30 protein-coding genes and 1 tRNA gene are annotated in these 24,326 nt (G+C 34.4%); 15 read left to right on the top strand and 16 right to left on the bottom strand.

Going from position 1 to position 24,326, the window contains the following annotated elements; translation table 11 throughout:
* Positions 1 to 7 precede the first annotated feature (7 nt).
* On the top strand, positions 8 to 763 hold the full coding sequence (locus NPIRD3C_RS10070; RefSeq protein ID WP_148704011.1) for an asparagine synthase C-terminal domain-containing protein: 756 nt from the start codon (positions 8 to 10) through the stop codon (positions 761 to 763).
* Here NPIRD3C_RS10070 and purB read toward each other — a convergent pair.
* Positions 756 to 2,117 (bottom strand): adenylosuccinate lyase, encoded by a 1,362-nt coding sequence (gene purB / locus NPIRD3C_RS10065; protein ID WP_148704010.1) that lies wholly within the window; start codon positions 2,115 to 2,117, stop codon positions 756 to 758. The two genes, NPIRD3C_RS10070 and purB, sit on opposite strands and share 8 nt — an antisense overlap.
* Positions 2,118 to 2,689: 572 nt before the next feature.
* Here purB and NPIRD3C_RS10060 point away from each other — a divergent pair.
* Entirely contained in the window at positions 2,690 to 5,551 is a 2,862-nt protein-coding gene (locus NPIRD3C_RS10060) for a FecR family protein (RefSeq protein ID WP_160272935.1), read from the top strand.
* 9 nt (positions 5,552 to 5,560) lie between these two features.
* Here NPIRD3C_RS10060 and NPIRD3C_RS10055 read toward each other — a convergent pair whose 3' ends face one another.
* Positions 5,561 to 5,821, bottom strand: coding sequence for a hypothetical protein (locus tag NPIRD3C_RS10055; RefSeq protein ID WP_237087668.1), 261 nt, complete (start codon positions 5,819 to 5,821; stop codon positions 5,561 to 5,563).
* 54 nt (positions 5,822 to 5,875) lie between these two features.
* Here NPIRD3C_RS10055 and NPIRD3C_RS10050 point away from each other — a divergent pair, with 54 nt between their 5' ends.
* From NPIRD3C_RS10050 to NPIRD3C_RS10040, 3 genes are read left to right on the top strand one after another with little or no spacing between them, the layout of a single operon-like run.
* The gene (locus NPIRD3C_RS10050; RefSeq protein ID WP_148704008.1) at positions 5,876 to 7,324 is read left to right on the top strand and encodes an RtcB family protein; all 1,449 of its coding nucleotides are present in this window, start codon (positions 5,876 to 5,878) and stop codon (positions 7,322 to 7,324) included.
* The gene (locus NPIRD3C_RS10045) at positions 7,321 to 7,737 is read left to right on the top strand and encodes a DNA-binding protein (protein ID WP_148704007.1); all 417 of its coding nucleotides are present in this window, start codon (positions 7,321 to 7,323) and stop codon (positions 7,735 to 7,737) included. The genes NPIRD3C_RS10050 and NPIRD3C_RS10045 overlap by 4 nt, the downstream gene beginning before the upstream one ends.
* Positions 7,734 to 8,042, top strand: coding sequence for a hypothetical protein (locus NPIRD3C_RS10040; protein WP_148704006.1), 309 nt, complete (start codon positions 7,734 to 7,736; stop codon positions 8,040 to 8,042). The genes NPIRD3C_RS10045 and NPIRD3C_RS10040 overlap by 4 nt, the downstream gene beginning before the upstream one ends.
* Here NPIRD3C_RS10040 and NPIRD3C_RS10035 read toward each other — a convergent pair.
* Entirely contained in the window at positions 8,039 to 8,542 is a 504-nt protein-coding gene (locus NPIRD3C_RS10035) for a 30S ribosomal protein S11 (protein ID WP_148704005.1), read from the bottom strand. The two genes, NPIRD3C_RS10040 and NPIRD3C_RS10035, sit on opposite strands and share 4 nt — an antisense overlap.
* A 116-nt stretch (positions 8,543 to 8,658) precedes the next feature.
* Here NPIRD3C_RS10035 and NPIRD3C_RS10030 point away from each other — a divergent pair, with 116 nt between their 5' ends.
* Positions 8,659 to 8,979 carry a hypothetical protein gene (locus NPIRD3C_RS10030; RefSeq protein ID WP_148704004.1) on the top strand — a complete coding sequence of 107 codons (321 nt, stop codon included), beginning with the start codon at positions 8,659 to 8,661 and terminating at the stop codon, positions 8,977 to 8,979.
* Here NPIRD3C_RS10030 and thiL read toward each other — a convergent pair whose 3' ends face one another.
* Together thiL and NPIRD3C_RS10020 are read right to left on the bottom strand one after the other, a co-directional pair.
* Entirely contained in the window at positions 8,980 to 9,930 is a 951-nt protein-coding gene (gene thiL / locus NPIRD3C_RS10025; protein WP_148704003.1) for a thiamine-phosphate kinase, read from the bottom strand.
* Complete coding sequence (locus tag NPIRD3C_RS10020) at positions 9,914 to 11,212, bottom strand: phosphomannomutase (protein ID WP_148704002.1); 1,299 nt, start codon at positions 11,210 to 11,212, stop codon at positions 9,914 to 9,916. The genes thiL and NPIRD3C_RS10020 overlap by 17 nt, the downstream gene beginning before the upstream one ends.
* A 53-nt stretch (positions 11,213 to 11,265) precedes the next feature.
* Here NPIRD3C_RS10020 and NPIRD3C_RS10015 point away from each other — a divergent pair.
* Positions 11,266 to 11,339: transfer RNA gene (locus NPIRD3C_RS10015), tRNA-Thr, on the top strand.
* Positions 11,340 to 11,545: 206 nt separating this feature from the next.
* Here the strand turns inward: NPIRD3C_RS10015 and NPIRD3C_RS10010 are convergent.
* Positions 11,546 to 11,731: a hypothetical protein gene (locus NPIRD3C_RS10010; protein ID WP_148704001.1), complete on the bottom strand. Its 186-nt coding sequence runs from the start codon at positions 11,729 to 11,731 to the stop codon at positions 11,546 to 11,548.
* 61 nt (positions 11,732 to 11,792) lie between these two features.
* Here NPIRD3C_RS10010 and NPIRD3C_RS10005 point away from each other — a divergent pair, with 61 nt between their 5' ends.
* The gene (locus NPIRD3C_RS10005; protein WP_148704000.1) at positions 11,793 to 12,005 is read left to right on the top strand and encodes a hypothetical protein; all 213 of its coding nucleotides are present in this window, start codon (positions 11,793 to 11,795) and stop codon (positions 12,003 to 12,005) included.
* A 3-nt stretch (positions 12,006 to 12,008) separates the two neighbouring features.
* Here the strand turns inward: NPIRD3C_RS10005 and NPIRD3C_RS10000 are convergent, their stop codons facing one another.
* The gene (locus NPIRD3C_RS10000) at positions 12,009 to 12,269 is read right to left on the bottom strand and encodes a winged helix-turn-helix domain-containing protein (RefSeq protein ID WP_014963822.1); all 261 of its coding nucleotides are present in this window, start codon (positions 12,267 to 12,269) and stop codon (positions 12,009 to 12,011) included.
* 105 nt (positions 12,270 to 12,374) lie between these two features.
* Between NPIRD3C_RS10000 and NPIRD3C_RS09995 the strand changes: the two genes are divergently transcribed.
* Entirely contained in the window at positions 12,375 to 12,953 is a 579-nt protein-coding gene (locus NPIRD3C_RS09995; RefSeq protein WP_148703999.1) for a hypothetical protein, read from the top strand.
* Positions 12,954 to 13,278: 325 nt separating this feature from the next.
* Here NPIRD3C_RS09995 and NPIRD3C_RS09990 read toward each other — a convergent pair whose 3' ends face one another.
* Positions 13,279 to 15,030, bottom strand: a complete 1,752-nt coding sequence (locus NPIRD3C_RS09990) for an AIPR family protein (RefSeq protein WP_148703998.1) — start codon at positions 15,028 to 15,030, stop codon at positions 13,279 to 13,281.
* Positions 15,031 to 15,108: 78 nt separating this feature from the next.
* Between NPIRD3C_RS09990 and NPIRD3C_RS09985 the strand changes: the two genes are divergently transcribed.
* Positions 15,109 to 15,555, top strand: a complete 447-nt coding sequence (locus NPIRD3C_RS09985) for a cupredoxin domain-containing protein (RefSeq protein WP_148703997.1) — start codon at positions 15,109 to 15,111, stop codon at positions 15,553 to 15,555.
* Between the two features lie 111 nt (positions 15,556 to 15,666).
* Here the strand turns inward: NPIRD3C_RS09985 and NPIRD3C_RS09980 are convergent, their stop codons facing one another.
* Positions 15,667 to 15,888: a histone family protein gene (locus NPIRD3C_RS09980; RefSeq protein WP_048071117.1), complete on the bottom strand. Its 222-nt coding sequence runs from the start codon at positions 15,886 to 15,888 to the stop codon at positions 15,667 to 15,669.
* 96 nt (positions 15,889 to 15,984) lie between these two features.
* On the opposite strand from NPIRD3C_RS09980, the gene NPIRD3C_RS09975 reads away from it, so the two are divergent.
* Genes NPIRD3C_RS09975 through cgi121 form a run of 3 tightly spaced genes read left to right on the top strand, consistent with a single transcriptional unit; the run spans position 15,985 to position 18,050 of the window.
* Positions 15,985 to 16,740, top strand: a complete 756-nt coding sequence (locus NPIRD3C_RS09975; RefSeq protein WP_148704199.1) for a TatD family hydrolase — start codon at positions 15,985 to 15,987, stop codon at positions 16,738 to 16,740.
* A gap of 30 nt (positions 16,741 to 16,770) precedes the next feature.
* A complete protein-coding gene (locus NPIRD3C_RS09970) occupies positions 16,771 to 17,241 on the top strand; it encodes a hypothetical protein (protein WP_148703996.1) in 471 nt (156 codons plus the stop codon).
* A 35-nt stretch (positions 17,242 to 17,276) separates the two neighbouring features.
* Entirely contained in the window at positions 17,277 to 18,050 is a 774-nt protein-coding gene (cgi121, locus tag NPIRD3C_RS09965; protein ID WP_148703995.1) for a KEOPS complex subunit Cgi121, read from the top strand.
* Here cgi121 and NPIRD3C_RS09960 read toward each other — a convergent pair.
* The 5 genes from NPIRD3C_RS09960 to NPIRD3C_RS09940 form a co-directional block, all read right to left on the bottom strand.
* Entirely contained in the window at positions 18,042 to 18,563 is a 522-nt protein-coding gene (locus NPIRD3C_RS09960) for a THUMP domain-containing protein (RefSeq protein WP_148703994.1), read from the bottom strand. The two genes, cgi121 and NPIRD3C_RS09960, sit on opposite strands and share 9 nt — an antisense overlap.
* Positions 18,560 to 19,156, bottom strand: coding sequence for an L-threonylcarbamoyladenylate synthase (locus NPIRD3C_RS09955; protein WP_148703993.1), 597 nt, complete (start codon positions 19,154 to 19,156; stop codon positions 18,560 to 18,562). The genes NPIRD3C_RS09960 and NPIRD3C_RS09955 overlap by 4 nt, the downstream gene beginning before the upstream one ends.
* A 157-nt stretch (positions 19,157 to 19,313) precedes the next feature.
* Entirely contained in the window at positions 19,314 to 19,601 is a 288-nt protein-coding gene (locus NPIRD3C_RS09950; protein WP_148703992.1) for a winged helix-turn-helix domain-containing protein, read from the bottom strand.
* A 108-nt stretch (positions 19,602 to 19,709) separates the two neighbouring features.
* Positions 19,710 to 20,351: a hypothetical protein gene (locus NPIRD3C_RS09945; RefSeq protein ID WP_192827850.1), complete on the bottom strand. Its 642-nt coding sequence runs from the start codon at positions 20,349 to 20,351 to the stop codon at positions 19,710 to 19,712.
* 60 nt (positions 20,352 to 20,411) lie between these two features.
* Positions 20,412 to 20,621: a hypothetical protein gene (locus NPIRD3C_RS09940; RefSeq protein ID WP_148703991.1), complete on the bottom strand. Its 210-nt coding sequence runs from the start codon at positions 20,619 to 20,621 to the stop codon at positions 20,412 to 20,414.
* A gap of 465 nt (positions 20,622 to 21,086) precedes the next feature.
* Between NPIRD3C_RS09940 and NPIRD3C_RS09930 the strand changes: the two genes are divergently transcribed.
* Complete coding sequence (locus NPIRD3C_RS09930; RefSeq protein ID WP_148703989.1) at positions 21,087 to 22,436, top strand: multicopper oxidase domain-containing protein; 1,350 nt, start codon at positions 21,087 to 21,089, stop codon at positions 22,434 to 22,436.
* Here the strand turns inward: NPIRD3C_RS09930 and NPIRD3C_RS09925 are convergent, their stop codons facing one another.
* Positions 22,437 to 22,970 (bottom strand): hypothetical protein, encoded by a 534-nt coding sequence (locus NPIRD3C_RS09925; protein WP_148703988.1) that lies wholly within the window; start codon positions 22,968 to 22,970, stop codon positions 22,437 to 22,439.
* Between the two features lie 541 nt (positions 22,971 to 23,511).
* Between NPIRD3C_RS09925 and NPIRD3C_RS09920 the strand changes: the two genes are divergently transcribed.
* A complete protein-coding gene (locus NPIRD3C_RS09920; protein ID WP_148703987.1) occupies positions 23,512 to 23,793 on the top strand; it encodes a Fe(2+)-trafficking protein in 282 nt (93 codons plus the stop codon).
* On the opposite strand, the gene NPIRD3C_RS09915 is transcribed toward NPIRD3C_RS09920, so the two are convergent.
* Positions 23,790 to 24,251, bottom strand: a complete 462-nt coding sequence (locus NPIRD3C_RS09915) for a hypothetical protein (RefSeq protein ID WP_148703986.1) — start codon at positions 24,249 to 24,251, stop codon at positions 23,790 to 23,792. The genes NPIRD3C_RS09920 and NPIRD3C_RS09915 overlap by 4 nt on opposite strands.
* Positions 24,252 to 24,326: the final 75 nt, after the last annotated feature.

The following is a 24,326-nucleotide window of genomic DNA, read 5'->3' as shown; positions in this document are numbered from 1 at the left end:
GATAGAAATGGATGCCAAATACCAAGAGTTATTTGATAATATCAAAACTTCAATCACTCAAACTGTAACACAAAACAAAATTGGAGTTGCATATTCCGGCGGTGTTGATAGTACTCTAATCTCAAAGATTTGCCAAGACATGAACTATGATGTCACCTTACTTACAATTGGATTCTCTGAATCCCATGATATCTTATTTGCAAAAGAAGTTAACGAACAAATGAATTACCCTCACCATGTCTTAGAGATTGATTCAGAAACATTCCCATCTATTTCATCTGGAATTCATGAAAAAATAAAAACTGACAATCTTTCATGGAATGAAAACTGTATTGCATTTTACTATGTATCAAAGCTTGCAAACAGATTGGGTATCAATACAGTAGTTACTGCAAACGGAATCGATGAGTTATTTTGTGGCTATAATGCGTATAGAGAGGCATTTTCAGATGGTGACTCTAAAATCAATAAAGTAATGGATTCAAAACTAGACAATGAACTAAAGATGATGAAGGCAGTAAATCTAATTGCATCAGAATTTGATGTAAAAATTTTACAGCCATTGTTATCTGAAGATTTTATTAATTATGCAAAGACAGTTTCAATTTCAGAAAAGATTACAGATTCTGAAGATCTATACAGAAAACATATCATACGAAAACTAGCAAAAGAAGTTGGTGTTCCTGAAATTTCTTGTAACAAAAGAAAAAAAGCACTACAGTATGGCTCTAAAATTCACAAAACTCTACTAAAGACTAGATGAATTTTTTTACTGTCTTTTGAACAGATTTTTGTACATTACTAATAATTGCAGGTGATGCACCCAGATGTTTTTCTGGTGAAAATATTGCATCAATTTCTTTTTCAGTTAACTTTGATGAGAATGCTTTGTCGTTTTTGATTGCATCTTTGTAAAACATTCCCTTGTCATTTGCCTCAAATGCGACTCTTTGCACGTCTCTATATGCGACAAATCTTGGCACTCCTTTTTTGATTAGTGCCTCTAGTACAAACTCTGCAAATATCTGTCCCTTTGTGATGTAGAGATTATCTACAATTCTCTTCTCATTTACCATTAGATTAGAAACAATTCTAGTCATGGTTTCCAACATTTCATCTACTAGAATGGATACTGTAGGAATTACAAATCGCTCATTAGCTGAATTTGATAAATCACGTTCATGCCATAGTGGAATGTTCTCAAATGATACTCCAACTTGGCTTCTTACTAGTTTGGATAATGATGATACACGCTCACTTTTGATTGGATTTCTCTTTACTGGAACTGCACTGCTTCCCATCTGTCCTTTCTTGAATTGCTCTGCTACTTCACCAATTTCAGTTCTCTGAAGGTTTCTAATCTCAATTGCAATCTTTTCTAATGTAGCGCCAATCAAAGCAAGCTCAAAGACGTATTCTGCATATCTTTCCCTTGGAACTACCTGTGTTGTAACTTCTGCTGGAAATAACTTTAATCGCTTGGCAGCTCTTCTTTGCACTTCAAGTGACTTTGCACCCATCAGTGAACCTGTTCCAACCACTCCTAATGTTTTACAAATCAAAATTCTTTTCTTAATCTCTTCAATTCTCTCAACATGTTTTGCCATCTCTGCTGCCCAGTTTGCAAATTTCAAACCAAATGAAATGATACTTGCATGCTGTCCGTGTGTTCTACCAACTGCTGGAATCTTTGAGTGCTTTACTGCTTTTTTTGCCAGAATTGATGCCATCTTTGCAACTTTGGGTTCAATGATTTGCAATGCATCTCGCATTTGCATTGAATTGCTTGTATCAACCAAGTCATTACTAGTCAGTCCATAGTGAATCCATGGTCTTGCATCTTTGCTACACTTTTCACTTAGTGATTCTACTAGTGCTGCAGTGTCGTGATCACTTTTGGCTTCTAATTGTTTGATTCTTTTTGCAGTAATCTTACCAGACGTTGCAGCTTTGTGAATTTGTTTTCCGACTGTTTTTGGAATCATTCCAATTTCACTTTGAGAAATTGCAGCTGCACCTTCAATTTCTAATTGATAATTGACTTTTTTTTGCTCACTAAAAATCTCCATCATCTCTTTAGTGCCATAACGACCACTATCAATAGGTAGAATTGCCAATATTTTGAGTTGAATTTATCGGAAAATAAATCTACTTCTTGTGTATTTCACGCATTATTTGAGGCTAAATTTTGGGATATTATGTAATCCTTAAAACTCATTTTGACGTAAACCCTGGAGAATGGAGATGAAATCTAATTCATGATATTTTCTATGATGCAAGATTTGTATTATTCCTAGGGTTTTTTCTGTTTGGTTTATTTTTTGTTTTTGATGACGTTTATGGTATTTCAGTTAACTTTGAAATTGAGGTTTCTTTAGATAAAAATCAGTATGAAATCGGTGAACAAATAACTGTACAAGTTGTAGATACTGACAAAAATATATCTTCAAACACAAAGGATTCAATAACTGCAGAAATTGTAACACGTGTTTCACCATACACTGTACCTGTTACGATAGATACTTTTCAACTTGTAGAGACTGATGTTAATTCCGGAATTTTTATTGGAATATCTAGACCTATCTCTGAACAAGACTTTATACATTCATCAGGTATTGCAAACAAGTACATCAGTGCAAGCTATACTCCTGAATATCGTGGAAATATTTACAGCTCTGAATATGCAACTTTGATAGCTCCTCCACCTCCACCTCCAGAACCTGTTTATGGTTCAAGTGGTCTTTATTGTCCTCCTAGTGCTGGTGGTTATGTGTATGATCCTCAAGGAGTACCCAGAGAAAATTTTGGATCTTATGTGAATTCATTTTGGTGTTCTTATGGTGATTATGAAAGTGGGTATTGGTCATCAACAGGAACTGTTTCAGTAAATTGGCAGTATCAAGGAAACTATGATGATATTTATCATGATTATGATTGTGGTACTGAACAAAAAGTAGGTTCTACAACATGGATAGCTAGTGATGATGTTGCTGTAGTAGCCGGTTATTCTAATCAAGTTTATTATCAATCCACTACGGCATTCAAAAGTGCAGCATTAGATCTTTTATCTCAAGTTGAGCAATTAGACATTGCAGTTCCTTGTGGAGAATCTTCGACAACTGATTCAGAAGAAGGTGTTTCAGTTGGTGGGGATACAATAACACCGATTCCTACCCCCGAACCAATACCTGCACCATACCCTGAACCCATACCTGCCCCAGAACCTGAATTAGAGGAATGTCGTGATTTTGAACTCATTGTACGAAAGAAGATAGAGACCATTGCTCCAGGTGATACTGCATCATTTCCAATTTTTGTAGGACATGTAAATCCAACATGTGATGTATTACAAAAACATGTTACAGTTGCATTGAGTCTTACTACTGATTCCCAAAAACTTCGTCAAGATGGGGATTGGGGATTTCCAACAATTAACAAATCTATTGCTGCAACTGCACCTTTTGATACTACTCTTAATGTTTACACGTTACCAACAATCCCTGTAAATCACTACTCTCTTCTAGTTATTGCCAAAGATTCTGATGGAAATCAAAAGACATCTAGCGTTGATGTTATTATAGAAAAACCAGAACCTGTTGTAGGACAAAAAAGTGGAGTTGTCTTTGTAGTTCAAGGTGAGGTAACCGTAAAACGTACTTCAGGAGATGTTGAATATTTGACACAAAATTCAATTCTTTATGCTGGGGATAGAATTTTTACTTTGAATAGTGGACATATTGAAATCATATTTCAATCTGGTCACAAAGTTATTCTTGGTCCTAATTCTGAATTTGAATTAGCTGATACAAGTAAAGAAAAATCAAAATTTCAATTATTGAAAGGCAAGGTACATGCATTTTTTGAAAAAGGATGTCTTCTTTGCATAATTGAAACTCAGAAAGCAAATCTTGCAGTGCGAGGTACTGAATTCATTACTACTCACACAGGAGATGTCACTACAGTTGAACTAATAGAAGGAACTGTAGAAATAACAAATCTTGTTAATAGAAATACAAAAATTGTTAGCGCTGGTGATGTTGCATCTATAGACAATTTTGGAATCCATGTTGAATCATCGATGGATGATAAAGACACTCAAGAAGAATATTTTGATGAAGGATATTCTGGATTTGATGGTCCTGATGGAACTTATGATGGACCTGGAGATGTCAGAACTGATGATGATGGATACGAAGACGAATACGATTTCGATTACTATGACTATGAAGACCCACCAAATCTAGAATATGTTCTACATGATCTTAGTAACTATAATGTAGCAATGAAAATCCCAGATCATTGGAAAACTTGGGCATCAATCAACACATCTGAATTTCCACATAGGACTTTCTACTCATTTTGGTATAATTCCTGGATGAATTGGTTGGCCCTTGGAATATATCATGATGTGGGGCAACAAATTGATTTACAAAACTATGACCAAGTAACTGACTTTATCGAAGATTATGAAAGACAGTGGTGTATTGATTCTCAAACAACTCCTGTCTATCTTGATGATCCTGGTGAAGAAGGATGGATGACTTGTTTAGACATTCCGAATTTTAATTTCAAAAAAATTACAGTAAATGGATTAGATGCAATTCAAGTATCTTATGAAATTTCTGAAAAATTTAGATTTGAGCGTGGTGATGAGGTTGAATTTGAGAAATGGCAGCGTTGGTTGAATCTAATTCCATATGATGATGATATAATTTTGGTAGGTGGTGAAACAATCAGTAAAAACATTGGACAACAACAACGAATTATTTTTGATTCTATCAACTCATTTCAAATTTTAGATGTAACTAAACCTGTATTCTTGGAAACCCTGTATAGACAAGATGCAATACCTGAAAGACCCTTGTCTCCTACTGAAACACTTCCTCTTGTAGAATCTGATTTTGTAGATATAACACCTTCAGTGTCTCAATCTAACTCTGATTCAATTAGTATAGTCCTTGAACAAAATGAAATGCAATTACAATGGTATGAACCAATCCAACTAAAAATTTCTGGTGAAATAGAAGATTATTCTCGTGGTGCAAGAATTTTATTTACTATAACAGATCCTAATGGACAGACTGCTGAACAAAAAATCGTTGGTACCAAAGATGGTAATTACGAGAACGTTCTCTGGTTTGATAAGAGAACAATTCATGGTGAATATGAAATTCAAGCAGAATATCAAGGACAAGAAACTGATACTGTGACATTTAATCTACTTCCACCATACAAACAAAAATCTACAGAATTGTTACAAGAAAAAAATCTTTCACGAAAACAAGTCCCTGAATGGATTAAAAATAACGTACAGTGGTGGGCAGATGGTGCAATTGGAGATGATTCTTTCAAACAAGGAATCTCATTTATGATTAAAGAAGACATTATTGCAATTGATGATTTACCTGAATCATCTGACACATCTGAGGATACAATTCCGTATTGGGTAAAAAATAATGCAAAGTGGTGGGCTGAAGGACAAATTGATGAAACTGAATTTGTTAATGGTCTCAAATACATGGTAGAAAAGGGGTTAATTGGAGTAAATTAATTCCAATTACTAATATCGTGATTTGTTTATTGTAGCAATTTTTCTTTGAGATCTAGGCTCCTTTGTTTTAGCTTTTGATTTGTTCACTTTGCCTTCTTTTTTCATACTTTTTCCACTTCTTCTTGCTGCTCGTGATGCTTTTGCTCTAGTTTTTTGCTCTTCTTTTTGTTTTTCTATTTCTTCTTTAGTTAATTTTGCTCTTGCCATACTTACTAAGAGTAATCTATCATAGATAAATTCTATCATCATTTTCTTGTTTTGATTTTTCATGGATCAAATTTTTACTGAAGATTAAAATTGGAACCTTGTAGCTTTTCAAATGATATGACTATAGTTACTCCAAAAAAAATTGGAGAAAATCAATACCAAATTGATGCTGATTCTAATTTGGGCATGAAAGTTCCTGTAAGAATTTACGCAAATGAAGGATTACTTGAGAAGATGCTTACTGATAGAACCATTATGCAAGCACGTAATGTTTCCTCAATTCCGGGAATTGTGGGGCATAGTGTTGTTTTGCCTGATGGACATGAAGGGTATGGATTTCCAGTAGGTGGCGTTGCTGCTATGGATGCTGAAGAAGGAATGATCAGTCCAGGTGGTGTAGGTTACGATATTAATTGCGGAGTCAGACTATTGCGCTCAAATTTAACTGAAGATTTGGTTCGCTCTAAACTAAAAGACATTGTCACTGATCTTTTTAGTTCCATTCCATCTGGTGTGGGTTCTAAAGGTGCTGTAAAACTGAGTCATTCAGAACTTGATGAGGTTCTAGTCAATGGTGTAAACTGGGCAATTGATCATGGCTATGGTTCAACAAATGATTCAGATGTATGTGAAGAAAACGGTCAGATTAAAAACGCAGATCCAAACAAAGTTTCAGATAAAGCAAGAAAGAGGGGTGCACCACAACTTGGTAGTTTAGGCTCAGGAAACCATTTTCTTGAGATTCAAAAAGTTGCAGAAATTCACAACCAAGAAGCAGCTGAGAAAATGGGAATCAAAGAAGGAACAATTACAGTTCTAGTTCATTGTGGTTCAAGAGGATTTGGACATCAAGTTTGTAGTGATTATCTAAGAGTTGCAGAACAAGCCATGAGCAAATATGATATCTCATTGCCAGACAGAGAACTTGCATGTGTTCCTAATACCTCTGAAGAAGGAGAGTCTTACAGAAAAGCAATGTTTGCAGCACTAAACTTTGCTTGGAGTAACAGACAGATGATTACTCATTGGACCCGAAAATCTTTTGAACGAGTCTTTAATCAATCAGAATCAGATCTTGACATGAAACTAGTTTATGATGTTGCACACAATATTGCTAAAGTTGAAAAACACAAAGTAAATGGTAAGGAGAGAAAACTAGTTGTTCACAGAAAAGGTGCAACTAGAGCATTTCCTGCAAACAGAGATGAGATTCCTTCAAAGTATCGTCACTTGGGCCAACCTGTCTTGGTACCTGGTTCTATGGGTACTGCAAGCTGGATTTTACTTGGACAACCAAATTCCATGGATCTAAGCTTTGGCTCTACTGCACATGGAGCAGGTAGAACAATGTCTCGTTCCAAGGCAAGGAGAAACTATACTGAAAATGACGTAAAAAAATCCCTAAATGATAAGGGCATCTTTATCAAAGCATTGACCAGAGATGGAGTTGTGGAAGAAACACCTCAAGCCTACAAAGATGTTGATGCTGTAGTTGATGTTTCTCACAATCTAGGAATTGCCACTAAAGTAGCAAAATTAGTGCCTATAGGTGTGATAAAAGGTTGAGTGAAGAAGATTCAGAACTAGAGAGACTAAAAGCAAAACGACTAGCCGAGATGCAAAAAAATCTTGTATCTCGACAGAGTTCAGAAAAATCCACAGAACAGACTCAACAAAAGCCTGCTGAGAATCCAAGAGATATTCTAGTCAAAGTTTTAGGATTCAGGGGACTCGAAGTTTTAGAAAACGCAGAATCACAATTTCCAAATGAAACAAAAATTATTGTACAAAAATTATCTGAATTGATAAAATCCGGTGAGATTAACGAAACAATTGATGGTGGAAAATTAATGACACTGTTTAGATCAGTTGGACTAAACATTAGACTTGAAACAAAGATCAATGTTGAACAAGACGGCAAGTTTGTTTCATTGACTGATAAACTCAGCAAACAATCATCTCAGGATGAAGAAGAATGACTATAACTTTAGAAATTTCCACAAAAAATTATTCTGATGATTCATTCAATATCAAAAAAGCGCTATCTCATATGGAAACGCTTACTGGTGGATACAATGGATACGTGTTCAGTGAACCAACCGAAAACTTTGGTTGGACCTTTTTCAAAATTGCATTCAAACCTGAACTACACAATGGAATTGTAGAAAAGTTTGATGACATGTTATCAAAATACCGTTCTAGTACTCAAGAAGAAAAGTTTGCTGAATTTATGAAAGATTATTTTGCTTCTAAAAATTGTGACGTAAAAATTAAAGTCGCCTAGACCCTTCTTCCTCTCTTTCCACCCTTCTTTCTAGTGGTGTCGTGAGGAATAGGTGTAACATCATCAATTCTTCCAATCTTAAATCCGCCTCTTGCTAGTGCTCTGATTGCAGCTTGTGCTCCTGGACCTGGTACTCTAGAACCAACTCCACCGACTGCACGAACTCTGATGTGAAATCCTGTGAATCCTTTTGTCTTTGCAGATTCTACTACTGCATTTGCAGCTTTCATTGCAGCAAATGGTGATGATTCGTATCTGTCTGCATTGACATGAATTCCACCAGAACTAATGGAAACAGTTTCTCCACCAGTTAGATCGGTCATGTGAATGATTGTGTTATTGTAACTACTGTAAATGTGAGCGATACCCCATTTTTCTGGGCCCTCTTTCTTTGCCTCTGGTTGAGCTTTTTGCTCTACTGCTTCGGATTCAACTTCCTGGGCAGGTGCTTCAGTCTCTTCTACTGGTGCTTCCTCAACTTTGGCTTCAGTTTCTGACAATGACTACTCACACCTAAAGGGGTTTAAAAAACATTGATTTTCAGATTTTGCTTTAATTTGGTCACTTGACTCAAAAACGACTATTATTCTTATACTGACAAACTCAAAGATTCTCTATGGGTTCTATTTTGTTTCTGGCAATTGGTGTTGCAGTAGCTGCTGCCTTGTTTGGTTCAATGGCAATTCAATCATTTACTCCGATCAATGAAGTGATTTTGTCACCTCAAGAGAAAAAATGCCAACAAATTGCAAATGAAGGATACAAAATGCATGCACTATATCCTGAAGCACATCCTGATGACTTGCCAGACGATGACAGAAAACGATTGTTATACCTTGATGATTTGTGGATGACTGAATGTGTTGCAGTTTTGCCTGCTGAATCTGTTTTTAGTATTGTAAATAATGTTGAAAGAGATGTGTCTTCAGGTGAATAATTACCTAAAGTGTTTCCAACCCGCGTCTTTTAGAATAATTTCTTTGTTGTTTCTTTGCAAGACTACCCCTTTTCCTGCAGTCACGTAACCAATCTCAATAATTGGTGTTTTGAGTAATCTTGCATTTTTTAGAACGGTTTGTTTGTGTTTTGGATTAATGGTAAATACAAACTCATATTCTTCACCTCCGTGAAAAACTAGATTATCTATATTCAGTTTTTGCATCTTTGCATGAGTTTCCAAGTCTTTTTTGTGTAGGGAATTGGTAATGACAAATTTCTTTTTTGATTGTTTTGCCATCTCATTAAGTGTAGTAGATAGACCGTCACTAGAATCCATTGCTGATGAAAAATATCTCTTGTTTCTTATCCCAAAACTCATTGGTGGCTTTGGATGTAACACTGACTGGACAGCTTTTTTGACAAAATCTCTTTTCCCACTTTTTTTGTGTAGCAATATATCCAAACCTGCTGCAGTATATCCAAATGGACCTGTTGTAAAAATTAGATCTTTATTCTTTGAGCCTCTCCTAGGTATTATGCCATCAGAACTGCCAAACAGACATACATTAAACACAATTTCTCTTCCTTCATTTGTATCTCCTCCTAGAATGGAAATCCCAAACTCTTTGCAGGCTTTTCTAAAGCCATTTGCAGCATCCTCAATCTTTGAGCGTGATATGTCTGAAGGAAAATTAACTGAAATAATGCCATATTGAGGCCTAATTCCTTTTGCTGCAAAATCACTTACACATGCAACTATGCTTTTTCTTGCAGCATCTGATAGTTTCATTTTTGGAGGAATATCAGTACTCTCAACTAATGTGTCTGTTTTTGCTATAACCTTGGACTTGCTTAACTTGAAAATTTCCACATCTTCAGATACAAAATTCTTGTTTCCTAGTTTTTTCTGAAAAATTTTGATAATGTCTGACTCATCTAATTTTGTCATAACTTTGCTTCACCAATTCTATTGTGTCTTTTACAATTTGCCTACATTTTTCTTCATCATTTGATTCAGCTGAAACTCTAATGATGTCTTCAGTGTTTGATTTTCTAATTAATACCCAACTGTCTTCATCAATAATTCCTTTAACCCCATCCAATGTATTAACTTCTGAATACTCTTTAGATAATTTCGAATGCACATCATCTATTACTTTGTCATGAAATTGTGAATCAATTGCAGTCTTGTCTCTAATTTGGAAATAGCTTTCCATAAAATTCAAAATTTCATTGAACTTTTTGGTTCCTAACATAGATGAAATTAAACCACTGGTGAGAATCCCTTCTCTACAATAATTGAATTCAGGTAAAATAAAGCCACCACTACTTCCTTCTCCTCCAGCTTGTGCGTTACTTTCTAACATTTGTTCAATAACATTTGCTTCGCCTACTTTGGTTCTTTGAACAGTTCCACCTCTTTCTTTGATGAATTTTTCAACTGAAACACTTGTATCAATACTTAGAACAAACTTCTTGTATCCTAGTTCTAATGATTTTGCAACTCCTAGCCCTAATGTTACATCTGGTGTTTGTTTTTTTCCATTTCTAACCACAACTAACCGATCGCCATCTAGATCAAACGCAAACCCAATTTCCTTGTTAGATGATGCTGAAACAAGTTCTGACAAGTTGTCTGCAGTGGGATCAGGCCCTCTGGAACATCCTTCTAGGTTCTCATTTAGTGTGAGAACCTTACATCCAATAGATTCCAATAAGTCAGGTGCAAATCCTTTTGCCGCACCACCCCCAATATCTACTACAATTTCAGGTTGATTTTCTAAATTTCCTATGATTTTCTTTGCATCTTCAACATATGATGATGAAATATCTTGTTCATTACCAATTTTTGATTTTGTTATTTCTTGTTTTTCGATTATTTGTGGAAGCTCCTTTTCATTTATTCCTCTTCCTTTTATGATGAACTTCATACCATTCCACTCAATTGGATTGTGAGATGAAGACACAACTATTCCTGCACCATACTTTCTTGCTTCTCTAAAAACAACTGGTGTCGGCACAGTTCCTAAATTAAAAACGTCTATTCCATTTTTCATCAATGCTGCACTAGCTGTATCTTTTATCATAAATCCTGAAGGTCTTGTATCTTTTCCAATCACACATTTTTGTGATTTTACTAGTGATGAAAAATTGTTACAAAACTCTAATACGTCTTTTAGATTAAGATCTTCTCCAAATATTCCTCTAATTCCAGAAATTGTTTTTTTCAATTAATCCAACTCAGAAAGGCTTTTTATTAACTCTGATGGATTTATCCAATCGTGCCTTGGTAGCTCAGCCTGGTAGAGCGAACGCCTCGTAAGCGTTAGGTCGCGGGTTCGTATCCCGTCCGAGGCTTTGTAAATTTTCCAAAAAATATTTCTAAATTATTAAGAATTTGACTCATCAAGGGTTTCAATGTCGATCTCAAGTTCTTTTCCTAAACCTTCCCACCATTGTTTATTTTGTTCTGTCATATTCTCCTCATACATTACCTGGAATTGTCCTTTATAGATCTGTCGGTTGATTAAACGTTGATCAATTACTTGTATTTTTTGAAATTTCTAATTTGTTTTCTCTTCTTTTCTTCTTTTGAATTTTCTATACATGATTATCATAAGAGCAGCTCCTGCACATCCCCAAAAAACTGGTGATAATCCTGGTTCAATAGTAGGTTGAAGTGCTCCAACAAAACTTGCAAACATAATAACTATCAAACCTAATCCTCCCAATTCCAGCATTTTTGTCATATTTTCTCTGAGTTTTTTGATAATTTCAAAAAGATATATGGTTTTGTAAATTATGAAGAATATGGACAAGTATCTTACAGTAATTTTGATTTTTATGGTAGTTGGAATTCCAATTGCATTTTTCTCTCCAACGACTGGTGAAATGCGCGAACAACCTTTCATTCCATTATTTTATGGCTCAATTGCAGGAATAATCATCATTATCCTTTACAGTTCATACAAAGAGAAAAAGGAACGACAAAAGGCAAATGCTAGAAGACGTTCTAAGAAATAGATTTTAGAGTTCTAAACCAAATGATTCTGCAATACTTGAAAAGTTTGCATAAGACTCTAAATACTGTCTTCCTTTTGGCGTAATCACAAAAGTGTTTTTCCCATCAAATTCAATTTTATTGATCAGACCTGCGCCGGTCAAGTTTTCTAAGAATTTGGATAGTCTAGAATGTGATAAGTTTGCCTTTGTTAGAAGGGATGTTGTCTTGATACCTTCCTGTCCAGACTGTTCAGTAACAGTCAACAAATCCGCTACAATCTGCATGCTAGTTCTATAGGAAACCATACGTACTTTACTTTAAAACTCAGATATAAGGGTATTACCATTAATTCAGATCAGATAAATAATCTCTAGCCTGATTTGCCAACATTGTCTATTTCAATTCCTTGGTTTAATGACTTTGTTGGTGTCGCTTACAGGTACTATGATCTTAGAATGAATGTAGTTCCTCTGGTCTCTGACAGAAAAGAGTCTGCTTCTTTATGGCATGATACTATACGATATTGGGTAGATCCATCCATCAAAATCCGATTTGTAGAGACTGGCGAAAAGTACTGGTTCATCATGGGTGCTGATTCCCAAAAGCCTGACACAAATTTGTCTTTCTACAAAATTTTACAAAAATCTGAAAATTATGAGCGCTTCAAGAAAGGACATGGGGGAGAAGCATATCTAAGATTAGGTACGTATGCAAAAAAATCACTTGACGATGTAAAAAAAGATGCAATGTGTAATTGCGGTCATGAAGCAGCAGATCATGATGAAGGTGATGATGATGTATGTTTGTACAACAAATGTGATTGTAAAAAATTCACTAGTTTCCAAGTAAACTTGTTGAAAAGAAAAAAGACAATTACTGATATTAAATTCCTTGAAGAAAAAGATGTAAAGAGTGATCCTCTAGTTTGGAATTGTTTTAACGCAAATAAATTCTCAAAAGAAGATTAACATCAATCTAAGTGCTTGTTTACTCTAATGTGATCTCCGGGATAATGCTCATGAATTTTTTTTGAATAACAATCTCCGCAAATTGAACCTTCAATTCCCCACTCTTCCATGGGAACAAAACGAAGCTCAATCTTCTGACTACAAATTGCACATTTTTCTTTTAGTCCCAAAGTGACTCTGCTTTTTTTAATCGATATAAAAAACATTCTGGAAACTTGGTGAAAATTATGTTAAATACCACTTGTTTTTATGAAATTTAGGTAGTAGTCTGACCAATGTAAACCTCCTGCAAGATTTTTACTTGGTTGGACTCTGCCTACTAGAATCACAACAAACTGTTTGTTAGTTTTTTTAATGCTAATATTTCGTCTTCTTCTTGTCTAATTTTTTTATCAATTACCCTAAGCATTGTCTCATTCCAAACATGTTGGGAAAAGAAGTTGTGTTTTGTATTTGCCATCTCTATTTCATCATCTACTACTGTATCTTCAAGAAATTTTGTCACAATTATATCTGTCAACTTTAGAATTCTAGAATTAAGTTTGAAACTGCGAAAAACAGGCTCTATTTTTCTAATATCACCTTTAAAATCTCCCTTTGATTCCAAAATATTCTTGTGGAGAATTCTAAAGTACACTGCAACAAAAAACAATGTTGCGTATCTTTTTGTCTTGTGACCTCCCTTCTTTCCATACTTTAATGACTTTTTTGCATATTCTTTTACAAGATATGGGTACAACAAAATTCTGTAATCGTCTTTTAGATTATCATTGAAGATATCATCATACTTGCTCCCTCTTGGAAGAAATTGAGCTGGTGAACTGTATGCTTCTGTTGGCCTTTGTTCAATTCCTGCAACTAAAGACTGGATTGCATCTTTTGCAACAATGACTTTTTTGTGATTATCTGGAAGGTAATTGTTGTATGTAGAGTCTCCTGCATATTCACATTGTTTGGATTTTGATTTTGTATCAAAAGAACCTGCTTGAATTTCATAAAAATAGCCACAATTTTTTAATTGTGATTTTATTGATTTGTGAAAATCCATCAAAGAAACTAAATCCTTTCCTCTTACTGAGTTCTGAGAATTTCTATACTTTGTAATATTATTTTGTTCTTGTTCATCATCTGCTTTGATTATTGTTACTGTCATTGAACCATCCATGTTTTTTGTTCTCTTTGAATGATCAAGTATGGAGTTTGATGTTTGAGCACCGTTTACTATCTGTGGTGCATGAAGCTCAATCATGTTCTCGCCCAGATCTGAAAAATCGCTTACTACAATAGTTATTCCGTTATTATAAAAAAAGAATTTGTTAGGATTACTTTGCAATGTTTCGCGCAGGCCTTTGTTAACTGTAGTCTTAAACTGCATCCATTGTCTGATATTTGATTCAAAAACATAGTCCCTATTCTTACTTACAAACTCTGTAAGTTCACGAAGTTTCAAAATTCCTAAAATCGTATTTTCGTGTCTTAGCATCTTTTCTAGTCGTATAGATGACTTTTTTCCTGCTGCTGGTTTCTTTATTCTGTCCCATAATTTCTGAATAATTTTTTCCTCATCAATTACTTCAACTAGATCATCATGGTACTCTACTTTTTGATCTGTTACATAACAGCACTTTACTTTAAGATTTTTTTCCTTTATTTTTGTAACAAGCTGAGCTAACTCTGGTCTCATTTTAGTCACGTCTTTTGAAAGTAACCTTTTTGCATCTTCTTTGAATTTTGCAATTGCTTCTAGTGAATGAGATGTTCCATACTTTGATTGAAATAATCTAATTGTATTATCTGAAAAATCTACTGGAAGATATGCATCAATGCCCAAGTCGTTTGCTCCATCTACAATTGCATCTGCAGCATCATCCTCTGTAGCCTCAAAAACTCGCGTTAATATCCACTGGAGAAAATTATTTCCTTTCTCGACATCACTTTTTGAGTTCTCAGCATATTCATGTATGCTACCTCTGATATTTTCTGCAAACCCTTCAAGAGGTGGGGTAGAGTTTTTTTGAACTAATAGTGTGTGTGAACCAGGTATGTATTCTAACAACCCATTTCCGTTTTGAGCCAAGTTACTTTTCTAGTATGTTATATATTTAGACAACTTGGTAATTATGTAATAACTCTATCTTGGATGTGAAATGATTTAATGAAAAAAATAACTACTTTATCTATAATTGGAATTATTACCATAGTAGCTTTAGTTGTTGCTTTTTCAACTGATGTAGACCCACAACCTGAACCGGTTCCTGAATCTACAGCGGATTCAGTTCCAGAAATTTTTCAATCAGAGTCTGAGATTCAAGGCGATGTTGTAATGCCAACAAAAGTTTCACGACCTGGTTGTGAGAAAGAAGATAAATGTTACATCCCATCTATAATTACAATTAGCGTAGGGGAATCAGTAACATGGGTAAATGAAGACTCTGCATTTCATAGTGTCACATCTGGATTTTATGATGCACCAATAGATCTTTTTGATAGTGGATATTTGGATCCTTTTGAAGCATACACACTTACTTTTGATGAATCAGGAACTTTTGATTATTTTTGTACCTTACATCCTTGGATGGAAGGACAAGTTATTGTTGAATAAAGGTACCCGAGGGAGTCGAACCCCCTTGTATAGGCTTTGCAGGCCCACGCATAACCGTTCTGCCAGAGTACCGTTTTGAAAAACACAAAATGAACAATTAAACTCTTTAGATTAGAATTTGTTAAATGGTTTTGAAGCCAATTTCACATCTTCTCCTTTTACCGTTTTTCTACCTGCATGAGAAGCCATATCTACTGCACTTTTAGCAATACCATTTGCTACTTCTTCAATCACTCTTCTTAATTCATCTGCAGATTCATCACTAACTCTTTCGGCACCTGCTTTTTTCAGAATTCTATACATGGCAGATAGACCTAATTCTGATGATTTCATAAATTTTATTTTAGTTTTTTCCGAAAAAAGATAATGAGTGAAAAAATATCACTAAGGAATCGATTTATACAGACTATTTTAAGAATTGATAAAGAAATGACATGGTATTTTGATTCTCACATACATTTGTCAGATCCTCACTATTCTTCTGATATGGATTTTACTTTACAGGAAATGGAGTTTTTGAAAATCAAAGCTTGTTGCGTGTCTATGGATGCAGAAAATTCACTACAAACTTTGGAGCTTGCAAAAAAAAGCAATCTTGTATTACCCTTTATTGGAATTCATCCTGAATGTACAAATGATGATTTAGAAAAAGTTGTTGATCTGATAGAAAACAATCATGATACACTTGCAGGAATTGGTGAAATAGGACTTGACCCTACGTATACCAACAACGATGAAGACTCTAAAAGACAAACTGTTGTCTTTGAAACTCTTCTGTCTTGTGCAGAAAAATCCCACAAACCAGTATCTATTCATTCTAGAAAGAGTTTAGATGATATTTTACAAATAATGACTTCATATAATACTGAGCATGCACTACTTCACTGGTTTGATGGAAGCAAAAAACAACTGCAAAAGGCCATGGATATGGGATTTTTTGTTTCCTTTGGTCCTGTGATGATCTATGCTAATGACAAACAGACTTTGTTATCAAAAAGTGACGAATCAAAAATTCTTGTAGAGACCGATGGTCCTGTTAGATTTTCTAGATGTTTTGAAATGAAATCCGCACAAATCAGCTTTATTCCCAGTGTGATTTTTGCTGCCTCCAAAGTTCTAGGCAAATCATTTGATGACACTGCATCATTGCTAGAAAAAAATTCAAACTCCTATCTTGGAATATAGATATAAAATACCCTAATCTTTAGACGAGGCGTGGATAGAATAAAACGTCTTTCATACGAAGTCTTGGACACTCACAAGTCTAAATTCGGTGAAGATTTTGCTGATAACAAAAAAGTTCTAGATCAAGTTTCTATTGTACGCTCAAAGGGCCTAAAAAACGAAGTTGCTGGATATATTACAAAATTTATCAAAAAAGAGATTCGCGAAGAAAAACAAAAACAAGCACGAATTGAATCCTCAAAAGCAGAACAGCAAGCTCAAGCAGACTATGAATCTGCAGATGAAACCACAGAAGCACCTGCTACAGAAACACCAGCAGTCGAGGCAACTGAAACCACAGAAGCACCTGCTACAGAAACACCAGCAGTCGAGGCAACTGAAACCACAGAAGCACCTGCTACAGAAACACCAGCAGTCGAGGCAACTGAAACCACAGAAGCACCTGCTACAGAAACACCAGCAGTCGAGGCAACTGAAACCACCAAAGAAAAATCTAAATAAATTAAATATTAATTTCAGACCTTGCACAAATAATCATGATTACTGTAAAACTAGTTGGCGGTGCCAAGAAATCTTTTTCAAAAGAACAACTAGAAATTGGAAAATCAGACATTACTATTCAAGAACTAATTGATCTATTATTACAATTACAACCAGATGATTCTCCAAAATTAGACACTGAGAACATTCTGATTGCCATTAATGGTGCTGATTCTTCTGCAATGGATGGAAAATCAACTATAATCAAAAACAATGATGTAGTTAGTATCATTCCTGTAATTCATGGCGGTGCTTCAAAGAAATTACTCTACAAAATATCTTCAAAACAGATACAGATTCTACAAATCAAAGGAAAAAAGGCAATTGATGTAAAGTTTCTCGATGATCTAAGAAAAAAATATCCCAAACTCCAACTTCAGGCAGTATCAAGCCAGTTTGTTTTGAATAGTTATCATATGAAAAAAATCTTATCTCTTTCACTAGAGTCTCAAAAAAACGATATCTTACTTTCAAACAAACCTGAAACCGATATCTTGATGCGCTTTGCATTGACAAAACAAATATCTGCTGCAATTGCATCTGTTGGAATAAAACCAAATGCTGATTTTATTTTAATTGCAATTGGAAACAAAACTAATCTACACTCTTTGCACAAGGAATTATCTCCATTAATCATTCCATTGTTTTCAAAAAACAATACAATCTTTCTAAAAAAATCTTTTAAGATTTCAAAAAAACAAATTGATTGCGTTTACTCCAAGACTCCTCTAGAAGATATTCTAGTAGAAAAGGCAGCAGTTTTACTCTGAAATACTGCGTTTTGTCTTCTCTGTGCTCAAAATATCTGACTTTTTTAGAATAGAAATTCCAGTCTTGTTGCCCAAAATTTCAATTAAGACAACCTTATCTGGAAATTCTAGTGAAACCTGATTTTCTATCTTGCTTGCAATTTTTTTAATTATTTCCTGACTGGATAAATCTGAATTTCTTTTTTCAATTGATATTCTGTATTTTTCATCTTTTGAAATTCTGTCTGATAACTCTTCTACAACTTTTTGAATCTCTTCGATTTTTGTCTCAACTATTTTCTGTAGTGGAATGATTCTCAAGCAATACCTTACACTCCATGGCTCATCAAGTAACATCTCCTTGATCTTTCCTACAACTTTTACTGGATCTAACTTTGTATCTGCAGTCAAGATGCCTGACATGCTAGTGATTATAACTTTGGGATCAGAATCCCCAAACTCCTCTAGAAATCCCCTTAGCTCATCTTCTGTTTCAGATTCTAGGTGTCTTGCACATGTTACTATCAAGTTCATAAACCCAAAATCTCCTCTTTGCTCAAAGAACCTTCTCTGATAATTTTGATTTGGCCATCTTCTATCTCAATAATTGTTGATTCTCCTTTGCTTGTAATTGTTCCCCCGTCAACAAAAACATCATAGTTTTCTACATTTTTGATACATTCCTGAGGATCAAAAAATGATGGTTGTCCTGAAACATTTGCACTAGTTCCAATTAGATACTTGCATTTTTCTAGCAGCTCTAGTGTGCATTTGTGATTTGGAACACGTAGTGCAATCTTATCTGCTAGATTTAGTGACTCTTTTAGTTTCATGTCAGTTAGTTTTAAAATGATTGTTAGCTGACCTGGCCAAAACTTTTCTACAATCTTTTTTGATTTATCATCAAAATCAGCAATTTGGCTTGCTATCTCTTTTGAGAAAACCAAGACTGGAAATGGTTTTGCAAAGTCCCGTGATTTTATCTCATAGACTTTTTTTACAGCTTTTTTATCATAAGGATTGCAACCAATCCCGTAAACGGTATCTGTTGGAAATACAGCTATTCCTCCTTCCTCTATTATTTCTGATGCTTTTCCAATTCCTTCTTTATTGCAATTTACTTTCAATGTTTTGTCCTAATTTTTTTGTTTTATTACCATTTTCTTTTGAATAAGTTTTTAACATCAAATTTTTTTTATTGTAAGGTATGTCTAGTGAGGATTATCCGGACACTGATTTTGAAGATGACTTTGATGATAATTTAGATGAGTTAGATGAAGAAGATTAGATGCTTAATCCAAAATTGTCTGCAAAACTTGTAAACTTGTAATATGCTTGAAGGAACTCTCTACCTGTTTGACTAATTTTGTATTTGTTATAACCTTGTGTGTCGACTTGTTCTAATAATCCTTGAGAAACCAATGTCTTTAGAATTCTTGAAATTCTAGAATGAGAAATGTTTGCTTTTCTAATCAGATAAGTTACTGTTGCCCCATCTTCGTCTTGAAGATCATCTCTGGTAGTAGCTAGTATATCACCAATAATTTTCATATGTGTCCTATACTCTGCCATTTCCTATGGTATAATCTTGATAATTTCTATGATAGGACGTTGATATTTTGCAATATACCAAAAAGATAAAAGAATTTGACAAATTGTAAATTTCGAGCCTAGACTGAATTATTCCAGTCCTTCATCAAATTTTATCTTAGTTAATGGAACTTTACTCACTGGAATGAATAATGCAATCAGGCCGCCAATCTTGATTACCATTGATACTGAATACAAAATTGATTCTGGGAATACAAATGAATACCATCCCAAAAATTCTCCAAGTGCTAATAATGCTAATCCAATTGAAACTGAGATTGCTCCTTTGTTTTTATTATCAATGTATGACAGCATTGTCTCAATTGCACCATACACCAACAAGATAAATGAAACTGATCTGAATAGATGCTCTAGTTGTACTGATGATACCAAGAACAACGGTAAGATTCCAACTGATCTAAAGTAACTTGATTTTGGAAAAAATGATTTGATGCTGTGTGAAAATGCAATAAAAAAATATCCTACTGTTTGAATTGCAATTCCCAAAGTTTGCACCCATCTCTCTATATTTCCTGATTGTATGACAAAGTCTTCTGCCATGTATCCTGCCCAAATTACAAAGAACCCTAAACTAATTGAAAAAAATGCAATTGTTAATCTAAACAATGTAGGACTGCCCGTATTCCTAAATCCAATTAATGACATTATTCCGATTCCAAGTCCTACCAAAAATCCTATGAGATTAAGTATATTTTCTAATAAAAATTCCAATGATGTTTAGAGATTTGCCAAACTAATTATTTTAATCTGATGAATGATTTTACTATCTTGTTAATCCCATTCATCTAGTGACCCTGCAGTTTGTCCTTCTGTACTACCTGCATAGTCTCCAAGTATGTCTGAGTATGTTGCTTCGTTATGAGCTACAAATTTGATGTATTCTCCATAACTCATGTCTAAATCACAAGATCCACACTTTACAAAAGAAAAGTCCGGTGCTAATTCTGCATTCTCTTTACATTTAGGACACTTTATCTTCATAGATAGTTTGGTCTTTGTTAATTATTATTACTTTACATTCAAAAGGTTGACTAACATTTGCTGCTTTGATTTTTTCTTGCATTGAAATTTGATAGAATGTGCCCTTCAATACCCTAAATTGACTAAATTCAGGTTTAATTATTTTTGCTCCAAAATTATATGAGTTTAGTTCGTTTTTGATATATTCTATTTTTTGCCCTGTTCCGTAATCTTGTATTGCAACATGAGCAACGAATCAATTCAGTATGAATAAAACGAGAACAGATGCTGCACCATTTTAACCCATTTTGATACTTTAGCCCTCCTTCAAACCTCTTTGTTTTAAAGTCAATACAATATCCCTTACATCTTGGTGCCAAGACATACTGTAAAAAAATCAGACACATAAGAAGGATGTATTACATTGTTTGCAATTGTTTGCAAAAAATACCTCATAATTAAAAACAATTCTTCAAATTGATTCTCGTGGACAGAGCAACTGTTATGGTGATAGTCGTTATATCTCTTGGAGTAACACTTGGTGTTTATTTCTTAAATGCCGAAATACCTTTACAATCTTTTGCTCAAGACACTTCTGTCCACATTGCTCCCATAACACGTACATTTACTATAATCTCTGAAGACACCACATTAGAAATTGCACCTGGAGTAAGAGTTGAAGCTTGGACATACAACGGAACAATTCCCGGTCCCACATTACGTGCAACTGAAGGTGATAGAGTCATAATTAATTTCATCAATAATGGAAAGCTTCCACATACAATGCATTTTCATGGAGATCACAATGAAAAAAATGACGGTGTCTTCCAAGAAGTTTTACCTGGAGATTCATACACATATGATTTCATTGCAGAACCTGCTGGCCTCTTCATGTATCATTGTCATGTGATGCCTGTATCTGAACACATCAGAAACGGTTTGTATGGTGCATTTATTGTAGATCCTAAAGAAGGATTGGAACCTGCAAGAGAATACGTTCTTGTCAAAGGAGAGTATGACTTGGAAGACCAAGAGACTTGGAATCCTGATTATGTGTTTTTTAACGGATATGCAGATCAATATTGGACAAACCCATTACCTGCAAAAACTGGTGAATTAGTTAGATTATACTATGTAGATATGGGTGCTATTGCCGCTTTTGGCTTTCACATTCATGGTACAATATTTGATACCATTATGTCTGGTATTTGGGAAAATGAGCCTATCAGAACACAAACTTGGGAAGTGAGTCCTGGAAACGCTGCAATATTTGAGGCAAAATGGAAAGAACCTGGACGTTATCTTTTCCACTTGCATGGTATCCCTGAAGAAAAAGGAACAATGGCGTACTTTGACATACAAGATTATGCCTCTGACTCTATTGATGGAACCGATCTTGCCAAAACTAAATCAATTGATATGTGGGAATGGCAAAAACAAATCCTAACCAACTTACAACTATCTGATGCAAATGCAAAGATTTCAAAGACCTCTGCAGGTTCAACAGGTCACAAACAACATAATGTCGACACATCAGTCATTGTTGATACTGCCCAAATAATTGAAACTACTATTTGCGAAGTTGAAGAGGGCTCTGCAGTAAAGTCTTCAAACAAATCATATTATCCAAAAGTCACTCAGATAAAATCTGGGGATACCATAACATGGACTAACAAAGACATTTCAGTTCATACTGTAACTAGCAATGATGACTTGTTTGATTCTGGAATGATGATGCCAGGAGATACTTTTGAGCAAACTTTTGAAAACGTTGGTCTGTATGAGTATTATTGTGTGCTTCATCCATGGATGACTGGAGCAGTAAAGTCTGTATAATTATTTTTCAAAAGATATTTCCATTATTCTATCTTTAATCTTAAAATCAATTTTTCTTTCTAATACGTCATTGAATATGAGCTCCAAAACTGTTTTGTGATATAGTGACCAGTTGTAACCAAGATCATGCTTTATGATGTACCTGTGTCTTGAATCTTTGACACTATGATTCATCTCAAAATCAGATATTTTCATTCTTGTTACAAACCACGATACAAACGAATCAACATCCATAGAACCTTTCATAAATGTTGCAATATCTGATACAATGCTTTGGCCTATCTTTTTTGCCAATTCGATTGTATCTTGCTCTGAGAGTTTTTGAAATAGTGCACTAACTATTGGTTTTGCTATTGGAACCATGCCTACTTTAGGCTCAAACATGTCCCATTCTGTATATCTTGAAAATATCTTATTTGCTAACACATTCAGACTAACTCCTTGTGATTCAGATTCTGCTCTCATCTTATTGAGAATATTACTGTCTATTCTAAATGACATTGTTTCTGTTTTCTTTTTTTGTTCTTCGTCCAAGTGGTTTTCTAAAATAATTCTTCAATAATTATGTATGGTAATTAGAATTTTTTTGAAATTATTTTTTTAAAAAAAGTAAGCTGATAATATGACAAGTAAGCTACTGTTTTTGCCATTGTTAATATTGTAGTACACAATTCTACAGTATGGAAACTTGTCCAAAATGTTCAAACGAAATTCGAACAAGTGCAACAAACGTTACGATTCTTGCAAACCAACCTTGGAGAAAAATCCAAGCAAAGTTTTGTACAGATTGTGATTTTGTAGAATTATTCCATAATTGAAATTATGAATATTTACAAAAAATGCATTCATTGCGGTAGAGAATTTATCGACATGTTTGAGAAAATCTGTTCCAAAAAATGCCGAAAGGAAATTTCCTAATTTTTCATTTTTTTATATTTTTGTGCGTGTTCAACACTTCTAATTTTAAAATGATAATTAAATGCCATAAAATTGAATATAAACTAGATAATTTTTTTATCACTTTTCTCGTTTACATTCAATAAAAGATAAAAGGAGTTTCAAATCGCTACTTTCTATGAGTCGTACTTGTACAAAATGCAAGGATGCTATTCCTGATACTGAGCAATTAGGTCCTGTTGCAGAGAAATATCCTACCTGCAACAAGTGTTGGGCTGAATGGAAAGAATACCAAATAATGGTAATGAATGAGATGAAACTTGACATGTCAATGCCTGACCACAGGAAATTATTGAAAAAACATGAGAAGATCTTTGTAGGTGTAATGTCTCCTGAAGGAGAAGTTATTGATTATACCAATGAGGATAACAGAAAGCCTGATGAACCAACAGGGGCTTAGAATTTCAAGTGCTTTTTAGCATTTTCTGGAATAACTAACATCATTCTTCTTCTATGCTCTTCATCTAAATTGTTGATTATTCTTTTTATTGTATTGGCTAGAATGTTTTTTTCATTATCATCTAGTGTGAGATAAATTTCCAAAATACCATCCAAATTGAAGTTGATTAATTTTTGTGGGTTTTGTGATACTTCTGAAATGTATGCAGAAAACAACCCTTCTCTTTGTTCTTCAGAAAGCGTTGCCAAAATTTTAAGCCAAGTTTTGAAAAGCTTTGCAAAGTTAGGAAATGGAATTGTTGGGCCTGCCTCTAATGCATTATTGATCACTTCATCCTGATCTGGTTTTGTTAGCGTAAAGAATTCTATCATGCGTTTTTTTAAAATTGGATTTCTCAGAAAGTCTGGAAGATTTGCTAAATTAACAATGATATTTCCTGCAAAATTCTCTCCAACCATCGATCTAGAAAATTTAATCTCTGTTATAAAATGATGCAAGACCACTTTAGCTTAAATAAACCAAGTTCAAGTTCA

The organism is Nitrosopumilus piranensis, from assembly GCF_000875775.1.
Lineage (GTDB): Archaea > Thermoproteota > Nitrososphaeria > Nitrososphaerales > Nitrosopumilaceae > Nitrosopumilus > Nitrosopumilus piranensis.
This window is presented reverse-complemented; position numbering and strand designations above follow the sequence as displayed.

Coding starts and splice junctions, on each gene's coding strand:
- NPIRD3C_RS09950 (WP_148703992.1), bottom strand. CDS start 19,601: ATGGCAGAGTATAGGACACATATGAAAATTATTGGTGATATACTAGCT.
- NPIRD3C_RS09920 (WP_148703987.1), top strand. CDS start 23,512: ATGAGTCGTACTTGTACAAAATGCAAGGATGCTATTCCTGATACTGAG.
- NPIRD3C_RS10055 (WP_237087668.1), bottom strand. CDS start 5,821: ATGAAAAATCAAAACAAGAAAATGATGATAGAATTTATCTATGATAGA.
- NPIRD3C_RS09985 (WP_148703997.1), top strand. CDS start 15,109: ATGAAAAAAATAACTACTTTATCTATAATTGGAATTATTACCATAGTA.
- NPIRD3C_RS10050 (WP_148704008.1), top strand. CDS start 5,876: ATGACTATAGTTACTCCAAAAAAAATTGGAGAAAATCAATACCAAATT.
- NPIRD3C_RS10005 (WP_148704000.1), top strand. CDS start 11,793: ATGGACAAGTATCTTACAGTAATTTTGATTTTTATGGTAGTTGGAATT.
- NPIRD3C_RS10040 (WP_148704006.1), top strand. CDS start 7,734: ATGACTATAACTTTAGAAATTTCCACAAAAAATTATTCTGATGATTCA.
- NPIRD3C_RS09960 (WP_148703994.1), bottom strand. CDS start 18,563: ATGAACTTGATAGTAACATGTGCAAGACACCTAGAATCTGAAACAGAA.
- NPIRD3C_RS10030 (WP_148704004.1), top strand. CDS start 8,659: ATGGGTTCTATTTTGTTTCTGGCAATTGGTGTTGCAGTAGCTGCTGCC.
- thiL (WP_148704003.1), bottom strand. CDS start 9,930: ATGACAAAATTAGATGAGTCAGACATTATCAAAATTTTTCAGAAAAAA.
- NPIRD3C_RS09975 (WP_148704199.1), top strand. CDS start 15,985: ATGACATGGTATTTTGATTCTCACATACATTTGTCAGATCCTCACTAT.
- cgi121 (WP_148703995.1), top strand. CDS start 17,277: ATGATTACTGTAAAACTAGTTGGCGGTGCCAAGAAATCTTTTTCAAAA.
- NPIRD3C_RS09915 (WP_148703986.1), bottom strand. CDS start 24,251: ATGGTTGGAGAGAATTTTGCAGGAAATATCATTGTTAATTTAGCAAAT.
- NPIRD3C_RS10010 (WP_148704001.1), bottom strand. CDS start 11,731: ATGACAAAAATGCTGGAATTGGGAGGATTAGGTTTGATAGTTATTATG.
- NPIRD3C_RS09980 (WP_048071117.1), bottom strand. CDS start 15,888: ATGAAATCATCAGAATTAGGTCTATCTGCCATGTATAGAATTCTGAAA.
- NPIRD3C_RS10070 (WP_148704011.1), top strand. CDS start 8: ATGGATGCCAAATACCAAGAGTTATTTGATAATATCAAAACTTCAATC.
- NPIRD3C_RS10000 (WP_014963822.1), bottom strand. CDS start 12,269: ATGCAGATTGTAGCGGATTTGTTGACTGTTACTGAACAGTCTGGACAG.
- NPIRD3C_RS09940 (WP_148703991.1), bottom strand. CDS start 20,621: ATGAAGATAAAGTGTCCTAAATGTAAAGAGAATGCAGAATTAGCACCG.